Consider the following 17,049-nt stretch of genomic DNA (forward strand, 5'->3'; position numbering starts at 1 on the left):
TATTGCAAAAATACGCTATTTGTTAGAACTGAAAAGAAAGGCGATTATTATATCGCTCATATTGGTGTCGTTTCTTTTATTCGGCACGATGGCTTGTGTTAAACAACGTCCCACACGAAAAAGCGTCAGCCTCCCCACTGCAGGAAGCAAAGACCTTGTATCGAAAACGGTGGACAGTACTGCTATATCCAAAACCCTGCCGGATACCGCAGGTACTAAACGCCCGGCTGCCGTCCCAGACAGTGTCTCCGTTAACGGTAAGATGGTTGCCGTTACCGACAGCGCTGCACGCGATACGCTTTCCAGCCCGGATGACCTCCAGTTTGTAGTCAAATATACTGCCAGAGACTCCACCATTATGGAAACCCTGGCGAAAGAAGTTCACATGTATGGCGATGCCGAGGTAACCTACGGAACCATTAATCTGAAAGCCGACTACATCCGTCTTAACTGGATCACCAACGAAGTCTACGCAAGGGGTACTTATGACTCCACCGCCAAAAAGATGGTAGGGGAGCCTATTTTTCAGGATGGGGGTACCACTTATAATACCAAGGAGATCCGGTATAATTTTGAGTCTAAAAAGGCGATTATCAAAGGGATTATCACCCAGGAGGGCGATGGAAATATCCGGGGCAACAAGGTAAAAAAGGATACGGAAGGGAATTTCTATATCCAGAAAGCAATGTATACGACCTGTAATCTCACGCATCCTCACTTTTATATTAATGCTCCGAAAATCAAACTGGTTCATCAGAAACAGGTCATATCCGGTCCCTTCAATCTGGTGATCAGTGATGTCCCCTTGCCTATTGCGCTTCCTTTCGGGTTTTTTCCATTTCCTAAGAAGAAAGAAATCGGTACGTCGGGAATCATTTTTCCAACTTATGGAGAAGAACCTAATGGGCGGGGTTTTTATCTGAGAAATGGAGGATACTATTTCGCGATCAGCGAATATATTAACGCACAGGTAACCGGGCAGATCTACTCAACCGGCAGCTGGGGTCTGGGCGTAGCTTCCACCTATATATCAAGATACCGATATAATGGCAGTTTATCCCTCAACTTTAACCGAAACCGTTCCAGCGACGAAATCGACCAGCTTATCAAAAAAGGGATCACCAACGATTTCAGCATCCAATGGTCCCACACACCCAAGCCTCGCGGCAATTCTACGTTTTCGGCCAATGTTAACGTGAGCAGCAATAGTTACAATCAGTTTCAGGAATTTGATACACAAAAATACATTTCCAATGTGGCAAGCTCATCGGTGCAGTACAACCGCACCATGGGACAATACCTGCGAGGAGCGGCCAGCTTACGCGTTAACCAAAACTTTGGTCAAATAAGCGCCGAAACAGGAAGGAGGGAAAATGGGAAAACCAACATCAGTTCGGACTTCAGCTTCGGGGTGAATCAGATCGCCCCGTTTGCGCTCAATAACCCGAGAGGCCGCTGGTACGAAAGTTTCCGGATGGGATTGGATTTCAGCGGAAATTATACATTGACCAATGTGCTCTCCACCATTGACACCAGCTATACGAGCCTGGGCTTCAGGCTTACCAACACGATTGATACCGCACGGATCGGCAAACAGGAAATACTGCCCTTTAACACCGGAAGTCTTCCGGATATGCTAAAGGACGCACAGTTCACAGGCCGATACAGTTTACCAATATCTTTGCCTAACTTCAAGATTTTAAGATTTCTGAATTTTACGCCAAGCATGTCTCTGAACGGCGAAGTTTTTACGAAACAGTACCGATATTCCGTTGCAGGCCAGGGTCTTATCAAGATGGATACGCTTCAGAAAGCAGGTACGCAGTATTCTTACAATTTTGGTGCGGGGCTCAATACACGTTTTTACGGAACCTTCTTTGTCAGAGGAAAAAGGCTTGAGGCGATCAGACACACGGTGATTCCTTCTATGTCATTTACCTACACGCCCGACTTCACCGGTGACGCATTCGGGTTTTACCAACGCCTTCAGATTACCGATGACGAAGGTACTGTGAAGGAACTTGCGCTGTCAAAATTTCGCGGAATCGGCAGCGGTGTCAGTAATGGAAAAGCTTCAAGCGTGGTATCTTTCAGTCTGAACAACTCGTTTGAAATGAAACTAAAATCCAAAAGCGATACAGCCTCTACACAGTTTGAGAAAATATCACTGCTGGACAATTTCAGCTTAGGAGGTAACTACAACCTGCTTGCAGACTCCCTCAATCTGTCCAATATCACGGTCAATGCCAATGCAAGAATCGGCAAAAACCTGAACCTCAACTTCAATATGAATCTGGACCCGTATACTTACGTTCCGGATAAATCATCGACGGCTGGCAGAAAGATCAACAAATATGCCATCACCCAGGGACAGGGATTGGCAAGCCTGCAGAACCTGGGTTTCACATTAGGTACCAATTTTTCTCCTAAGAAAACGGATAGCAAAAATAAGCCTGCAACAGGGGCCAATAGTACGGCTACACCCGAACAACGAGAATTTGTGGAACAGCATCCGGAGTTATACGTAGATTTTACCATCCCCTGGAATGTATCGCTGAACTACAACTTCAACCTGTCCAAACCGGGGCTTTCTAAAACAACGATCATACAGGCGGTGAATGTGACCGGGGATTTGAGCCTTACCAAAAACTTCAAGATCACAGCCAGTACCGGTTTTGACTTCTCAGCCTTTCAGCCTACCATCACACAGCTATCGCTCATGCGTGACTTGCACTGCTGGGATATGAGCCTGAGCTGGACGCCGTTTGCCGGCAGCAGGACGCGTGTCAGCAATTACAGCTTCACGCTTAAGGTGAAGTCCAGTATCCTGCAAGACCTGAAAGTTTCACGGCGACGTTCATTCTACGACCAATCCGCATACTAAAAAAGGCCGACCATGGGGCCAGCCTCTCAATTTTTTTCTAAAACCTCTTCTTATTTCGAAGAAGGTTTGGCAGCTTGTTTCGGAACAACCTCGCCATTCAGGTAAAGGGTAATAGAGCCTCCTTCGGTATTGCTGAAAACGGTAACGGGCTTATTGAAAGGACCTGCAGCGGCAGCATTAAAAGTTGCTTTTACGGTTCCGGTTTTGCCGGGAGCTACGGGTTCCTTGGACCATACAGGAGTAGTACACCCACAGGAAACGGTTACGTTAGAGATAACCACGGGGTCAGTACCGGTATTGGTGAAAACAAATTCATTCGTTACAGGAGTGCCTTGTGGTACTTTACCAAACTTGTGTGATTCCTCTTTAAACTTCAGAACACCTTTTTGCGCGAAACTCACGGTGGACAGGCCAACCAGCAAAACCAACGCTGAAAAAAATAATTTCATGATTGCTGTATTACATTTAGTGGTGGAAAATGATTTCGAAAAACAAGATTAACGTATAAAAATTAAAATTAATAAACATTAACCAATATTAACAAAGGATTTAAACTTCGCTCAATAATTGTTATGAATATTATTTTCCTGCATAATTTTGGCACGCATTACAAAAAAATGTAATTTAACTACGGATTCATGCCCGTATATTTTGCTTATGCTTCTAAATGATAGTTTGACCGGTACCAGTGTATTAAATCAAGAGGATATTATCAACGACTACCGTCTGGCATGTGAAAGCCGACAGGTGAGTTTACTGGGAAGGAAAGATACAATGGGAGGCCGGTCCAAATTCGGCATTTTCGGAGATGGCAAGGAACTGGCCCAGCTGGCCATGGCGCATGTATTTCGTCCGGGAGATTTTCGTTCCGGATACTATCGTGACCAGACCATCGAAGCTGCACTGGGGAATCTTACCTGGCAGCAGCTTTTTGCACAGATGTATGCCCATGCAGATATTGAACACGAGCCTAGCACCGGTGGCAGGTCTATGAACGGCCATTTCTCTACAAGGTGGATAGACGAAAACGGCAAATGGCTGGATCAGACAAAACTTTACAATTCGGTTTGTGATATATCCTCTACTGCCGGGCAAATGCCCCGTGCTGTTGGCCTGGCTTATGCTTCCAAACTTTATAAAACCAACCAGGATATTCAGTACCTGACTACCTTTTCCCGTCAGGGAAATGAAATTATTTTTGCCACCATCGGGGATGCCTCAACTTCGCAGGGGATGTTTTTTGAAGCGATGAATGCCGCAGGGGTTTTACAGATTCCTTTGCTGACTTCCGTATGGGACGATGGTTACGGAATTTCGGTACCCGTTGAATACCAGACTACCAAGGGAAGCATTTCCAAAGCGCTTGCCGGGCTGCAGAGAAATCAAGACGGGCCTGGCCTGGAAATCATGACCGTGAATGGCTGGGACTACCCCGCACTCATCGAGACCTACCAAAAAGCAGCCGACCTTTGCCGCAGAAAGCATATCCCGGTTTTGGTGCATGTTACCGAGCTTACCCAGCCTCAGGGGCATTCCACTTCGGGATCTCATGAAAGGTATAAGTCAAAATCAAGGCTTCAGTGGGAACAGGATCATGATTGCAATGCTCGGTTTCGTAAATGGATACTGGAAAACGGGTTTTCAACAGGTGATGAGCTCGAAAAAATTGAGGCAGAAGCAAGGGAAACCGCGTATCAGCAGCGTAACCTCGCATGGCAGGCCTACCGGAAAGACCTGGATAAGGAATACATCGAAACAATACAGCTTCTGCAGGATTTCATGCGTGAAAGCCGGTTTTCTTCTGAAATCAGCAACATTATACTAGAGCTTTCAAAAACATATCTTCCTGTCAGAAGGGATATCACAGGGAGTATCAGAAAAGTGCTCAGAATAACCAGAAATGAAATTCACCCCGTTAGAGATAAACTGAGCGACTTGCTGAAGACCTTCTTTAAAGATAATACTGAGCGGTTCAGTACCCATTTGTATAGCGAATTTGACGACTCTCCCTTAAACGTCCCCCCTGTTTTCCCTGTATTTTCTGAGGATAGCCCTACGGTGGACGGAAGGGAAATTATCCGGTCATTTTTCAATGAATTATTTGAAAAGGATCCCCGCGTTGTTGCCCTTGGTGAGGATGTTGGCAGCATAGGAGATGTGAACCAGGGAATGGCCGGCTTACAGGAGAAATTCGGGGAACTCAGAATTACTGACACCGGTATCCGTGAAACCACCATCATTGGCCAGGGAATAGGGATGGCCATGCGCGGATTGAGGCCCATTGTTGAAATACAATATTTTGATTATATCTATTACGCCCTTTCCATACTCACGGACGACCTGGCCACGCTCAGATACCGAACCGCAGGCGGCCAAAAAGCTCCTCTGATCGTCAGGACTAGAGGGCACCGTCTGGAAGGAATATGGCACTCGGGCTCTCCTATGGGGACGATACTGGGAAGCCTCCGGGGTATGCATGTGATCGTACCCCGGAACTTTACCCAAGCCGCCGGATTTTACAATACACTTCTGCGTGGTGACGACCCCGCTCTTGTGGTGGAACCATTGAACTCCTACCGCCAAAAAGAAGTCCTTCCTGATAATATTGGAGAGATATGCCTCCCCTTGGGTGTGCCGGAAATACTCAAAGAAGGAGAGGATATCACCATCGTTACCTATGGATCCATGTGCAGAATTGTTAGTGAAGCGGCTTCTCAGTTAAGTCTGATGGGTATTGAGGCAGAAGTGATTGATGTACAAACCCTGCTGCCATTTGACATCCACTCGTCCATTCTGACATCTGTTAAAAAGACCAGCCGTATTATTTTTGCAGACGAAGATCTGCCTGGCAGCGCCTCCGGTTATATGATGCAGCAGGTTTTGGAAAAACAAAATGCTTACCGCTGGCTGGACTCCCCTCCGGTTACCATTTCGGCCAAAGCGCACAGGCCTCCCTACGGATCCGACGGCGATTATTTCTCCAAACCCAATGTCGATGACATCATTGAAAAGGTTTACCAGATCATCTCCGAAACTGATCCATCCCGTTTTCCTGCGCTTTATTGATACCCTAAAATCCATCATTAAGATACCCACAGCTCAATTAAACAATACCCTTTGGTCGCATGTACAGAAGATTTGGAAAAAGATTGATTGATATTATGATCGCGGTTACGGTCCTGGTATTACTTCTCCCATTCCTCACCATTATTACTATTCTTTTATCGATTTCAAATAACGGCAAGCCCTTTTTCGTCCAGCTAAGGCCGGGAGCAGGAGAGAAACTATTCACGCTGGTAAAATTCAAAACCATGAACGACCAGAGCGATGCTTCCGGCAACCTTTTACCAGACCATGAAAGAGTTACCCGCTTAGGGCATTTTATAAGAAAAACTTCCATTGATGAACTACCCCAGTTATGGAATGTGATCTGTGGCCAAATGAGCCTGATCGGCCCGAGGCCTCTTCTGCCTGAATACCTGCCGCTTTACAATACGCGGCAGAGGCTAAGACATTCCGTACGGCCTGGCATCACCGGCTTGGCGCAAATCAATGGGCGAAACTCCATTTCATGGGCAGAAAAATTTGAACTGGATGTCTGGTATGTTGAAAATCTCTCATTAACACTGGACCTAAAAATCGCTTTCCTCACCATTTTTAAAGTTATTCGCCGGGATGATGTAAATTCGTCAGAATTGGTAACTATGGAAAAATTTACCGGATCCTGAGATTTCTTCTCCTGACTATACCCATTTCGGTACCCCTATATGATCCTTTACGGTGCAAGCGGCCACGCCAAAGTAATCATCAGTTGTCTGCAGGCAGGCGGACTGAGCGTTACAGCTGTTTTTGATGATGATCTTTCCAAAACAGAGATTTCCGGGATAAAAGTGATTGGCCCGTACCAATCTAGGGCACATGCCTCAGAGCCTCTCATTATTGCGATCGGAGACAATCAGATCCGGCGCAGGATTGCAGCAGGCATAACGCATACCTTTGGAATTGCAGTACACCCTTCTGCTCTTGTTGACAAAACTGTCATCATTGGCGAAGGTACGGTTATCATGCACCGGGCTGTTGTGCAGGCTGATACCTCATTGGGGAAACATGTAATCATTAATACCACAGCGTCCATTGACCACGACTGCCGGATAGGCGATTTCGTTCACATAGCACCCGGAGTGGTGTTGTGCGGAAACGTACAAGTAGGTGAAAATACCCTGATTGGCGTAGGCAGCGCGGTAGTACCCAACATAACGATCGGAAAAAACTGCCTGCTCACTGCAGGATGTGTGGTGACACAAAATGTCCCGGACGGATCAGTGGTCCGGGGTAATCCAGCAAGAATTGTCAGCAACCTTTAATAGTCCTTACAGATACCTTGAGCGCACAATCCAATACCTCCCGCATATGGCTGTCGTCTCCCCACCTGAGCGGCCGGGAGATCAGATACGTCCAAGAAGCTTTTGAAACCAACTGGATAGCTCCACTGGGACCGAATGTGGACAATTTTGAAAAAGAGCTTGGAGAATATATAGGAAGCCCGCATGTGGCCGCGTTATCATCCGGTACTGCCGCCTTGCACCTTGCACTGATCTTGTCGGGGGTCAAAACAGGAGACATTGTACTCTGCCAGAGTTTCACATTTTCGGCGAGTGCCAATCCGATTGTTTACCAGGGTGCTATACCCGTATTCATTGATTCTGAACCGGATACCTGGAATATCTGTCCGCAGGCGCTGGAAGAGGCAATCGTTCATTTTTTAAAAAGGAGACAAAAACCTAAAGCAGTCATACTGGTTCATTTGTACGGAATGCCTGCACAGCTCGATGAGGTACTGGCTCTGTGCGCCACCCATGATATCCCGGTTATCGAAGACGCCGCCGAAGCGCTGGGGTCAGCATATAAAGCAAAGCGCGTTGGAGTTTTCGGGAAATTCGGCATACTGTCTTTCAATGGGAACAAAATCATCACCACTTCCGGGGGCGGTGCTTTACTTTCAGCTGATGAAAAGGCTATATCCCAATCCCGGTTTCTGGCTACACAAGCCCGCGACAATGCGCCGCATTACGAACATACCCAGATTGGCTATAATTATCGCATGAGCAATGTTTGCGCCGGCATTGGCCGCGGCCAGCTGGAAGTAATTGCGGAACGGGTACATCAACGCAGGAAAAATTTCGATTTTTACAAAAACCATCTGGCCGCCCTGCCGGGTATCAGATTTCAAAACGAACCCGAAGGTTTTTTCTCCAACCGATGGCTCACAGCACTAACCGTTGACCCCGTACTTTCGGGAGGAGTAACCAGAGAAAACATCAGGCTGAAATTACTCGAAGAAAATATAGAATCCCGTCCCCTCTGGAAACCTATGCATCTGCAGCCAGTTTTTGAAGGAGCGCCTTATTTTGGGGGAAAGGTGTCCGAAAAGCTTTTTGAAACCGGTTTATGCTTACCCTCCGGGTCAAATTTAAGCGAAACAGACATGGAACGGGTGGTACTAAGTATTAAAAAATGTTTTGATTAAAAAAGAAAGCCTCCCGCCCGTATGACTGGCAGGAGGCTTGGATTATTTTACCCGGGGTATTTTATAAAATCTCAATTTCAAACTGCAGGGGAGTGTAAGGCATAATTGGGCCTTTTCCTGTAGCTCCATAACCCAAAGAAGAAGGGAAAACAATAATAGCCTTTCCTTTAGCTGGTAATTTCTGAATGGCCAGATCAAATCCTTTTGCCCACTGCCCCGTATTGGTTGTTACCGTCGGAGTATCTTCATCAAATTTTGTCCCGTCCAAAAAGCGACCTACGTATTTCACTCTTACAGATTTCCCAGAGCCAATCGGCGGACCGGTGGTAGTATCCGTACGGATGATGAACAGATTTTCAGGCGTACGTTCCGTTACCACAAACTTTTTCTCCAGGATATATTCATCAATCTGCTGAAGTTCAGTCCTGGTTTTTATCAGCTCCATTTCGAGGCGGATGGGAGAATAAGCAGGGACATTGGTGCGTGCCTCTGCTCCATAGGCCAGATAATACGGCAAAAGAAATGTGGTTTTCTCCCCGGTTCTCATCAGAAACGGACTCCGCTCAATGCCACCTAACAATACAAACCCGCCAACCGAGAAAGAAATGGGCTTGTCGTCCACTGCTGATATAACTTTTGTTCCATTGGACAGCAAATAGCCAGAGATTTTGACCGTTGCGGCATCCCCAACCTTAGGTTTTTCCCCGGTAGGATTCGGCTTCCGGGTAATGTAGTACAAACCCGTGGTATCCTTGATAACCCTGCTGCCAAGGCTATCTGCTTTTAAATAACTTTCAATAGCCATCTCATTTTCCCTGATCATCTCCTCATCCCGATTATTGTCCGATTTAAGGCAGCCTGACAAACTCACAACCATTGTCGCCGAGAGACACAATAATAAATAGATACGATTCATTTCTTTTGTTTTTTCTTTAAATTAATGGGTAGTTCTACACCTATTGATCCAGACACGGCATGAGGTGAAAAGGTTGTAAATTGGTCAGAAAACTGTGGTCTTTTGCAGCTTTTCATAGTACTGGCATATCGGGGTAAGCTTGCAGATTTTACATTGTGGACTACGTGCCAGACACACATATCTTCCATGCAGGATCAGCCAGTGGTGCGCCTTAGGAACCAGTTCAGTGGGAATATGTTTCATTAATTCCTTTTCCACGGCAAGTGGTGTGGTGGCCGTTTTAGGAACCAGTCCAAGCCTGTGCGATACCCTGAAGACATGTGTATCTACCGCCATCGCAGGCTGATTAAAAACTACCGACGCTATTACATTCGCCGTTTTCCGGCCTACTCCGGGTAGCTTCTGAAGCTCGTCAATGGATGCCGGAATCTCCGAACCAAACTGCTCCACCAGCATTCTGCCCAAGCCCGCCAGATGTTTACTCTTGTTATTTGGATAGGAGATGGACCTTATATAGGTAAAAATTTCTTCTGCATTGGATAATGCCAGCGATTGCGCGTCAGGAAACCGTTCAAAAAGGGCGGGTGTTACCATATTGACCCGTTTATCGGTACATTGCGCTGAGAGAACCACTGCAACCAGCAACTGAAACGGATCTTTATAATGCAACTCCGTCTCCGGTTCGGGGAAATTGGAAGTGAAATAATCTAAAAACCTTCTGAATCTTTCTTTTTTTAACATAATCTAACCCATGAAGACCTGTCTGCACGGTATGATGCTCATAATGAGGTGGTGAACTTGTCGTTTTGTAAGGATATTAAAAAAATTACCAGCTATTGATAACAGCTGGTAATTTTTTTAGTCCTTCCCGATGCTAATACGAAAGCGCGGGCATTTCAGTTGAAAACTGTTGTGAATAACTGAGAATTCCTGCAATGGTATTGTCAGACGGAACTCTGACAATTTTGTTCATCTGGCTTTTTATTTCCAGAGAATCAAGATAGAAATTCATTAAATCATCGTCGAGTGCTAATGCTTCAACAATCAGTTCATTTTCATTTTCTGTTGTCTCGGCATATAAATACCTTACAACGTCATCGTAAGTAAAAGTTTTTGTCATATTGCGGGGCTCGTTGGTTAAATTGCTTACGCAGGTTAATTAACGCGTAACGCATTCTTCCCAATGCCGTATTGATACTCACACCCGTGGCATCCGCAATTTCCTGAAAACTCATGTCCTCGTAGTGGCGCATGATCAGAACCTGCTTTTGCACATCGGGAAGCCTCTGGATCATCTCCCTCAGCTGCTCATGTGTCTCTTGACGAATCTGAACTGATTCAACGGAATCCTCCGAAAAATCCAGTGTATTAAATACACTGCTTCCATCTTCGAACACTACATTGGGGTAGCGTTTATCACGTCTGAAATAATCAATGGCGAGGTTGTGTGCAATCCGTATGATCCAGGGTAAAAATTTACCTTCATCATTATATCTACCCGACTTTATCGTGTCAACTGCTTTAATAAATGTATCCTGCAATAAATCTTCGGCTACATATTGATCCTTAACAATCAGATAAATCGTGGTGTATATTCTTGACTTGTGGCGCTGAACTAACTTTTCAAAAGCCTTTTCATTACCGCGGATATACAATGTTACCAACTCACTGTCGCTAACCAGGACTTTCTCCATTTTACTATTCGATTTAGTTAACGTAGAGCGGTGTATCTATATTGTTTTCTCCTTTCTTGTTTGCGTTAAAAAATGAAGTGATCTTCGCGAAATGTAATTATACGAATCAAAGAAATAGATTTGGAAAATCATTTGCAAATGTTTGCATTGCTTTTTTTTGTAAAGAATCAATCATTAACAGATGTTAACAACATACTGTACCTGCCCGACATCACAAAACATTCAATGGATTTCTATCTCTATCAATGTAAATAATTGAACGAATTAAATAATATACGAAATAATAACGCGCTTCAGATTTATCTTCACCAGTCTCTGCCCGATTGTTACTTCTGGTATATATTTTTACAAGGATACGCATTTTTGAACTATTACCAGAATGAACTACAAGCATATTTTTTTTGACCTGGACCATACGCTCTGGGACTTCGAGCGGAATTCCTCCGAATCTCTGGACGAAATTTTCACCAATTGGTCACTTCATCAGCATGGAATTACCTCGGCGCAACATTTTATACAGTGTTTTCTGAGGATCAATACCTCATTATGGGATGCCTTTGACCGGGGAACCCTGCACCATGCCTATATACGTGAGAACCGCTTCCGGCTAGTGTTTGAAGAACTCGGGGTACCTTGCCATGATGAGCATCTGGCGATCGGAGCGTACTACCTGCAAAGCCTTCCTACCAAGAAAAACTTACTGGAGGGGGCCATGGAAATACTGAACCATCTTACCTTCCTGGGATATGAACTGCACATCATCACCAACGGATTTGATGAAATTCAGGCCCAAAAAATAGCCAGTGCAGGAATCAGTCATTTTTTTCGGAATGTGGTCACCTTTGAAACTGCAAAAGCCAAAAAACCGGATCCGCGTATTTTTCAGTATGCCCTGAAAATTACCCAGGCGGCAGTATCCGAGTGTATGATGGTGGGTGACAATTGGATCGCTGACATCATGGGTGCCAAAAAGGTAGGGATGGACACCGTATACCTCAACCCTGCCGGATTAAAGTTCGACGACGCTCCCACCTATGATATCAGGCACTTAAACGAACTCCGGGAAATCTTGTGAAATGCGTTTAGTGGTGATAACTATACAAAACAGGGTTTAATTCACTATCAGGTGATGTACCTACCTCCTTGGAAGCAAGCCAGGCTTCCCAGTCGGCCTGCTGATAGGAATTTTTGGGTTGGGTTACCACCTGGTCTGCATCCATGTAGATCATGGTCATGACTTTTCTGGCGCTACCAGAAGTATTGGGACCTGCCCTATGAAATAACCAGCCTGTATGAAAGCTTACCTCTCCCAGGTCAAACGGTTCTTCGTTGATATGGAACTGCCCCAGTTGCTGCGCCATGATTGCTTCACTTTCGTCGCTGATCTCCAGGTCCCGCCCTATTTCAACTTCATGACTTTTTTCTGCAAAGGCAAGCGGCCCCATTTCCATGGAGGTCTTTTGAAGCGGTATCCAGACGGTAACTGTTTTGGGAGAAGATAGCGGCCAATAAAACTGATCAGCATGCCACGGGGTAATCCCGCCGGAGGATTCCTTGTACAGGGCCTGGTCATGATATAACCTGACTGTTTTCACCTGGAGCAGGTCTGCTGCTATTTTTGCAAGCCTTGCCGAGAACACAAAAGCCTTCGCTTCTTCATCTTCCCGCCAAAGGTTCATAACCTGCAAAAACGCCTTTTCGTATGTAGTACGATCAGCCATGGGCTTATCCAGCTTATTCAATTTAAAAACCAGATCTGTAATGATATCGCCATAGTGCTGCAAAATTTCGGCACTCAGGACATTTTTCAGTTTCACATAACCATGTTCCGTAAAAAACGAAACAGCCTCTTCAGGTAGTGTAAAAGGTGCGGCTAATTCCTTTTCAAATAAAGCGGATCTCTTGGTTTCCATCATGCGCTCAGCGGATATTTTCTAAATAAAGCATACGAATTTCAAAACCTACCCGATTGAATCCGCTTCATAAAATTTCACTCTCTTCTCCCGTAAAAATTGCTTGATTAATTCCACATGCACACATTGCCCAACATTCAAAAACGGATAATTTGACACCCGTTTGCGCTGTCCATCCGTAATTACCTCCCGGTTCACCTGGTCAAAACCCAGGTGAAGGTGACGGGTGGCACTCTGCATGCCGTAAATCACACCGTTTTTATCAAAAAGAGGCCCTCCGCTTTGCCCTCTCAGGCCCGGGGTACTCATTTCAATACCAACAATTTCATTGGCTTCGCCGATATGCCTGGTTACGATACCATCAATGGGAAAAACAGGAGTGTTAATCCTGCCTTCCTTATTCCATTCAATGTCGTTACGGCTTTTATTGTAGTGATAGTTGGTAAATTCCGGAAACGGGTACCCCAGGCGGCATAAATACTTGCCCGGCTTCACGGTTCTGGAATCCCTGAGGAAAGTGGCAAATCCTTTATACTGAACGGAATCAAAATCGCGAAACTGGATGATGGCCAGATCCTGCGTCGGATGCAGATGAACGGAAAGACCTTTATGCCCGGAAACACAATTTATAAAATTAAAAATGATCCGGATGACGCTATCGGGGCCGATCTTAAATTTTGTCTCTAGCAATTGCCTTTGATAAGCAAGACCGGGGTCCTTGTCAAATCTTCTTAGTTCCGCCTGAAATTTAAGATAATTTTCGTAAATAGAATTGGCATAAAGTATTTGTCTGGCCACATGCCCGCAGGTGATGGCAAAACCGTCCTCATTTACAAAAAATAAAGTTGCAGTACCCGGCACAATATCACTACCGGTGTAATAACGCAGGAGAAAATGTATGGGGCGGGTAAACTGGTCTACCTTTTCGATCGCTTCAACAAACATAAAAAAGAAGATATTTATGCTTACCGTACACGAATCGGAATAATGGCTTCGGTCTGATCCCAGCTTAATATCATATCCGCACCGTCCTGCTTTTCTTCAAAATAAATATCAAAAAGCTCCTGAACCACCGGCCGTATCCTGATAGGGATTTCACTTTTGAGAATATCCTTCCCGTCGTTATATTCCGTGCCCCATTGGCCGGTTTCTGAATTGAGGATCACTTCCCAGCTGCCCTGCCCGGGGATAGTCCACAAGGAATAGGTACCTGCCGCAACCGGTTTCCCCGCAAAAAGTACTCCCTGCCCAATTTCTATTACAGTGGCTTCATTGGCGCCAGTCCGCCAGACTTTGCCGTAGGGTACCAGGGCCTTGTCCTGCTCTCTTCCAAAAATGAACCGACCCTTTTTCCCTGGCCTGCTGAAAGTTGCTTTCACATCCAGTTGGCTACTTTTAAATTCTGCCTGGGACTCTGGGCTGAATGATTTGGTAAATTTCCTGTACCCAAAAAAAGTTATTGCACAAACGACACAAACGGAAAGAATGATAAGGAGAGTTTTATTCATATACGTACTAAGGGCAGACAATCCTATAAAAGGTGTAAGTTACTGATAAACGCAGGTAATAATATTTATCTTTCAAAGACGGATTCCCCTGCTGTATTTTATCCACAGAGGCAGGATCTCCTCCCAAATTATCAAGATAATCTGTAAAAGTCTTCCGTGTACCGTATTCCAGGCCAACAGCCCAGGGCCTTCTGATCTGATACTTTACACCTACACCGTAAGGTAATACAAGCGTATTGGTGCGGTACCCCCCCGAATTTACATTGGGACTAAACTTCGCAAGACCCATGCCACCGAAGACATACGGAGTCCAGTTCACTGCAAACCTCCTTTCCTTGTAATCGAGAAAATTGTATTCAGCGGCAACACTTCCCTCAAAGACTGAAGTACGGAAACTCTGATCCCGCAATACCTGTTGCGGGTCTTTGCTTTCACTGTCTTTTGCACCGATCAATCCGCCCGCCACTTCGGCCCTTAAAGTCAACGCGCTATTCAGATTATACCGAAAAAAGACGCTACCAGCCGGTTTCAGGAATCTGAACCGGAATGAAGGGGAAATATCTCCGTTATAATTGAAGCCGCCCAAACCCACGCCTAATTCAACTTTTTGAGCTGACACTGTTTGCGAGAGCAAAACAAACAACAAAATCCAGGCAGCCAGACTACCTTTCCGGGATTCTGGAAATCCTGTTTTTAAGGCCTTTTCCAATAGTAATATAATTATTTCAGTGGCGGACATTTGATCTGCGTAGGAAGAATATAATGCAGGTGTATCATCCCGATCATATAGGTATCCCTCAGTGTGGGGCTGTTACCTCTTTGTGTTCCGGGTGCACCATAGCCCACTGCAGGCAAAACTGACACCGGATCTTCAGTAGTAATATTATAATTAGCCTGTACAAAACGGGTCAATCCGGGAATACGATCTTTACCCTTACGCGTTGAAACCAAATCAGTGGTCCGGTTTGATACCGCCAGTGCCGTAGGATCATCCGCAAAAAGAGAAGGATCAGCATAGTTCCCGGCAACATCATCCAGATAATCCGTGAAAGTGTACCGAAAACCCAGTTCGGCAGAAATATCGAACCGGGAATTGATTTTGTATCGAAGTCCTATACCAAAAGGAATAGCAAACTGTACAAGTGAATAAGGTTTTGCATATCCTTCATTGCCCTGGCCTTCGGTATGAAGCGGTTGTAACCTGACCCAATCCCCCCCCAGAGAATCCAGTGCCTTGGGGTTGTGCGCCGTGAGCGCAACCCCTGCAAACAGATAGGCTCCGATTTGTGCCCTGCGATCATAACTCCTGTTATCCGGTATCAGCTTAAATATTCCCTGTACCGAAAACTCTTTGAGGTCGTTCCGAAAGTGTAAATTTCTGGCAAACAGAATGTTTGTTTCATACTTGGGCGAGTCATTCATTGTAAAATCATCGCCTGCTATTCGGGCATAAGTAAAAGTTGCCCGGGCTGCCAGCCGCGGGGTAAAGTGGCGTGTATAATTGCCTCCGATACTCCACCTCATCATCTTAAAGGTAGAGGCCAGCGGACGGCTGTAAGAAGCCATATCTCCGTAATAGTTGGCAGTCCCCAGTCCGAACCCGACAGTCGAGTAAGGAATAAAAATACTTTTGTATTGCGCGTGTGCATTTCCTCCAACAGCAATGAAGCCGAATACGAACAGCCATACGAGCTTCCCATCAACCTTCTTGTTATTTAAATTTCGGAACATTTTATAGTCGATTTTTTGCAAAAATAAAACAGTTGTTGGTTTTCTTTTCATTACATCATCTTTTCAACGCTTTTCTGATTAATTTATTTGTACCAACCATTTATTTTAGACTTACGGCAGCACTGAAGAACGGCCAGGAGGTTATCAAACTATTAATTTATCCCCGCCAGGTAACTATTAGCCTGCCTTTGGGGCCTCAAAACCATCAAACTTCATTATCATTGTAAATAAGTTAATTTTCCTCACAATGATCATCAGCAGAGATCTTCATTTTTCTTACACACCACAAAAGCAGTTCAGTTTCCCGGACATTGTTTGCCAGGACAACGAAACGCTCCTCATCCTGGGTCAATCCGGAAAAGGGAAAACGACCTTGCTTCATTTACTGGCGTTGTTACTGAAACCAGATCGGGGAGAGATACACATCGACGGGCAGAACCTGAATCATTTGTCGCCGGCACAAATTCTTAACATAAGGGCCCTGAAAGTGGGCATCATTTACCAAAAGGCTCATTTTGTTAGTTCTCTGTCTGTGCTCGATAATCTGATACTGGCCAATTATCTGTCCAATCAAAAACAGGATAAGGATAAAGCGGCATATCTGGCAGAACAACTGGGGTTTGCGGGTCATTTGTCAAAAAAAACTTCGCAGCTCAGCCAAGGAGAGCAACAGCGGGTCAGTATTGCAAGAGCGCTTATGAATAATCCGAAAGTTATTCTGGCAGACGAACCCACTTCCAACCTGGACGATGTCAACTGCCACAAAGTAATTGGCTTATTAAAGCAGCAGTCGGCCTCCATTGGCGCCAGTCTGTTGGTAGTGACCCATGACCAGCGACTGAAAGACGAATTCCCCAATCAGATCTTTTTATAATT

Annotated in this window: 17 protein-coding genes; 7 read left to right on the plus strand and 10 right to left on the minus strand. The window is 45.3% G+C overall.

Annotated elements, in window-relative coordinates:
* Positions 1-19 precede the first annotated feature (19 nt).
* Positions 20-2,884 carry a putative LPS assembly protein LptD gene (locus tag KOE27_RS21090; RefSeq protein WP_215240767.1) on the plus strand — a complete coding sequence of 955 codons (2,865 nt, stop codon included), beginning with the start codon at positions 20-22 and terminating at the stop codon, positions 2,882-2,884.
* Positions 2,885-2,934: 50 nt separating this feature from the next.
* Here the strand turns inward: KOE27_RS21090 and KOE27_RS21095 are convergent, their stop codons facing one another.
* On the minus strand, positions 2,935-3,333 hold the full coding sequence (locus KOE27_RS21095) for a DUF1573 domain-containing protein (RefSeq protein WP_215240768.1): 399 nt from the start codon (positions 3,331-3,333) through the stop codon (positions 2,935-2,937).
* Between the two features lie 208 nt (positions 3,334-3,541).
* Here KOE27_RS21095 and KOE27_RS21100 point away from each other — a divergent pair, with 208 nt between their 5' ends.
* The 4 genes from KOE27_RS21100 to KOE27_RS21115 are packed head-to-tail and all read left to right on the plus strand — an operon-like array spanning position 3,542 to position 8,411.
* On the plus strand, positions 3,542-5,950 hold the full coding sequence (locus KOE27_RS21100; RefSeq protein ID WP_215240769.1) for a thiamine pyrophosphate-dependent enzyme: 2,409 nt from the start codon (positions 3,542-3,544) through the stop codon (positions 5,948-5,950).
* A 59-nt stretch (positions 5,951-6,009) separates the two neighbouring features.
* Entirely contained in the window at positions 6,010-6,612 is a 603-nt protein-coding gene (locus KOE27_RS21105; protein WP_215240770.1) for a sugar transferase, read from the plus strand.
* Positions 6,613-6,651: 39 nt separating this feature from the next.
* Complete coding sequence (locus tag KOE27_RS21110; protein ID WP_215240771.1) at positions 6,652-7,248, plus strand: acetyltransferase; 597 nt, start codon at positions 6,652-6,654, stop codon at positions 7,246-7,248.
* Between the two features lie 17 nt (positions 7,249-7,265).
* Entirely contained in the window at positions 7,266-8,411 is a 1,146-nt protein-coding gene (locus KOE27_RS21115; RefSeq protein WP_215240772.1) for a DegT/DnrJ/EryC1/StrS family aminotransferase, read from the plus strand.
* Between the two features lie 61 nt (positions 8,412-8,472).
* Here KOE27_RS21115 and KOE27_RS21120 read toward each other — a convergent pair whose 3' ends face one another.
* From KOE27_RS21120 to KOE27_RS21135, 4 genes are all read right to left on the minus strand, one after another.
* Positions 8,473-9,327 (minus strand): FKBP-type peptidyl-prolyl cis-trans isomerase, encoded by an 855-nt coding sequence (locus KOE27_RS21120; protein WP_215240773.1) that lies wholly within the window; start codon positions 9,325-9,327, stop codon positions 8,473-8,475.
* An 84-nt stretch (positions 9,328-9,411) separates the two neighbouring features.
* Positions 9,412-10,068: an endonuclease III gene (gene nth / locus KOE27_RS21125; RefSeq protein ID WP_215240774.1), complete on the minus strand. Its 657-nt coding sequence runs from the start codon at positions 10,066-10,068 to the stop codon at positions 9,412-9,414.
* A 133-nt stretch (positions 10,069-10,201) separates the two neighbouring features.
* Complete coding sequence (locus KOE27_RS21130; RefSeq protein ID WP_215240775.1) at positions 10,202-10,447, minus strand: hypothetical protein; 246 nt, start codon at positions 10,445-10,447, stop codon at positions 10,202-10,204.
* Positions 10,422-11,021, minus strand: a complete 600-nt coding sequence (locus KOE27_RS21135; RefSeq protein ID WP_215240776.1) for an RNA polymerase sigma factor — start codon at positions 11,019-11,021, stop codon at positions 10,422-10,424. Before KOE27_RS21135 ends, KOE27_RS21130 begins: the two co-directional genes overlap by 26 nt.
* 379 nt (positions 11,022-11,400) lie before the next feature.
* On the opposite strand from KOE27_RS21135, the gene KOE27_RS21140 reads away from it, so the two are divergent.
* Positions 11,401-12,096, plus strand: a complete 696-nt coding sequence (locus KOE27_RS21140) for a YjjG family noncanonical pyrimidine nucleotidase (protein ID WP_215240777.1) — start codon at positions 11,401-11,403, stop codon at positions 12,094-12,096.
* A gap of 7 nt (positions 12,097-12,103) precedes the next feature.
* On the opposite strand, the gene KOE27_RS21145 is transcribed toward KOE27_RS21140, so the two are convergent.
* From KOE27_RS21145 to KOE27_RS21165, 5 genes are read right to left on the minus strand one after another with little or no spacing between them, the layout of a single operon-like run.
* Positions 12,104-12,934 (minus strand): phytanoyl-CoA dioxygenase family protein, encoded by an 831-nt coding sequence (locus tag KOE27_RS21145; protein WP_406566871.1) that lies wholly within the window; start codon positions 12,932-12,934, stop codon positions 12,104-12,106.
* A 48-nt stretch (positions 12,935-12,982) separates the two neighbouring features.
* Positions 12,983-13,879 carry a S1 family peptidase gene (locus KOE27_RS21150; protein WP_215240779.1) on the minus strand — a complete coding sequence of 299 codons (897 nt, stop codon included), beginning with the start codon at positions 13,877-13,879 and terminating at the stop codon, positions 12,983-12,985.
* Between the two features lie 20 nt (positions 13,880-13,899).
* Positions 13,900-14,442 (minus strand): DUF2911 domain-containing protein, encoded by a 543-nt coding sequence (locus KOE27_RS21155; RefSeq protein WP_215240780.1) that lies wholly within the window; start codon positions 14,440-14,442, stop codon positions 13,900-13,902.
* Between the two features lie 7 nt (positions 14,443-14,449).
* A complete protein-coding gene (gene porG / locus KOE27_RS21160; protein ID WP_406566864.1) occupies positions 14,450-15,151 on the minus strand; it encodes a type IX secretion system protein PorG in 702 nt (233 codons plus the stop codon).
* 11 nt (positions 15,152-15,162) lie between these two features.
* Positions 15,163-16,173, minus strand: coding sequence for a DUF6089 family protein (locus KOE27_RS21165; RefSeq protein WP_229252865.1), 1,011 nt, complete (start codon positions 16,171-16,173; stop codon positions 15,163-15,165).
* Between the two features lie 247 nt (positions 16,174-16,420).
* Between KOE27_RS21165 and KOE27_RS21170 the strand changes: the two genes are divergently transcribed.
* A complete protein-coding gene (locus KOE27_RS21170) occupies positions 16,421-17,047 on the plus strand; it encodes an ABC transporter ATP-binding protein (protein ID WP_215240782.1) in 627 nt (208 codons plus the stop codon).
* Positions 17,048-17,049: the final 2 nt, after the last annotated feature.

Origin of the sequence: Dyadobacter sp. CECT 9275 (genome assembly GCF_907164905.1) — a bacterium.
Lineage (GTDB): Bacteria > Bacteroidota > Bacteroidia > Cytophagales > Spirosomataceae > Dyadobacter > Dyadobacter helix.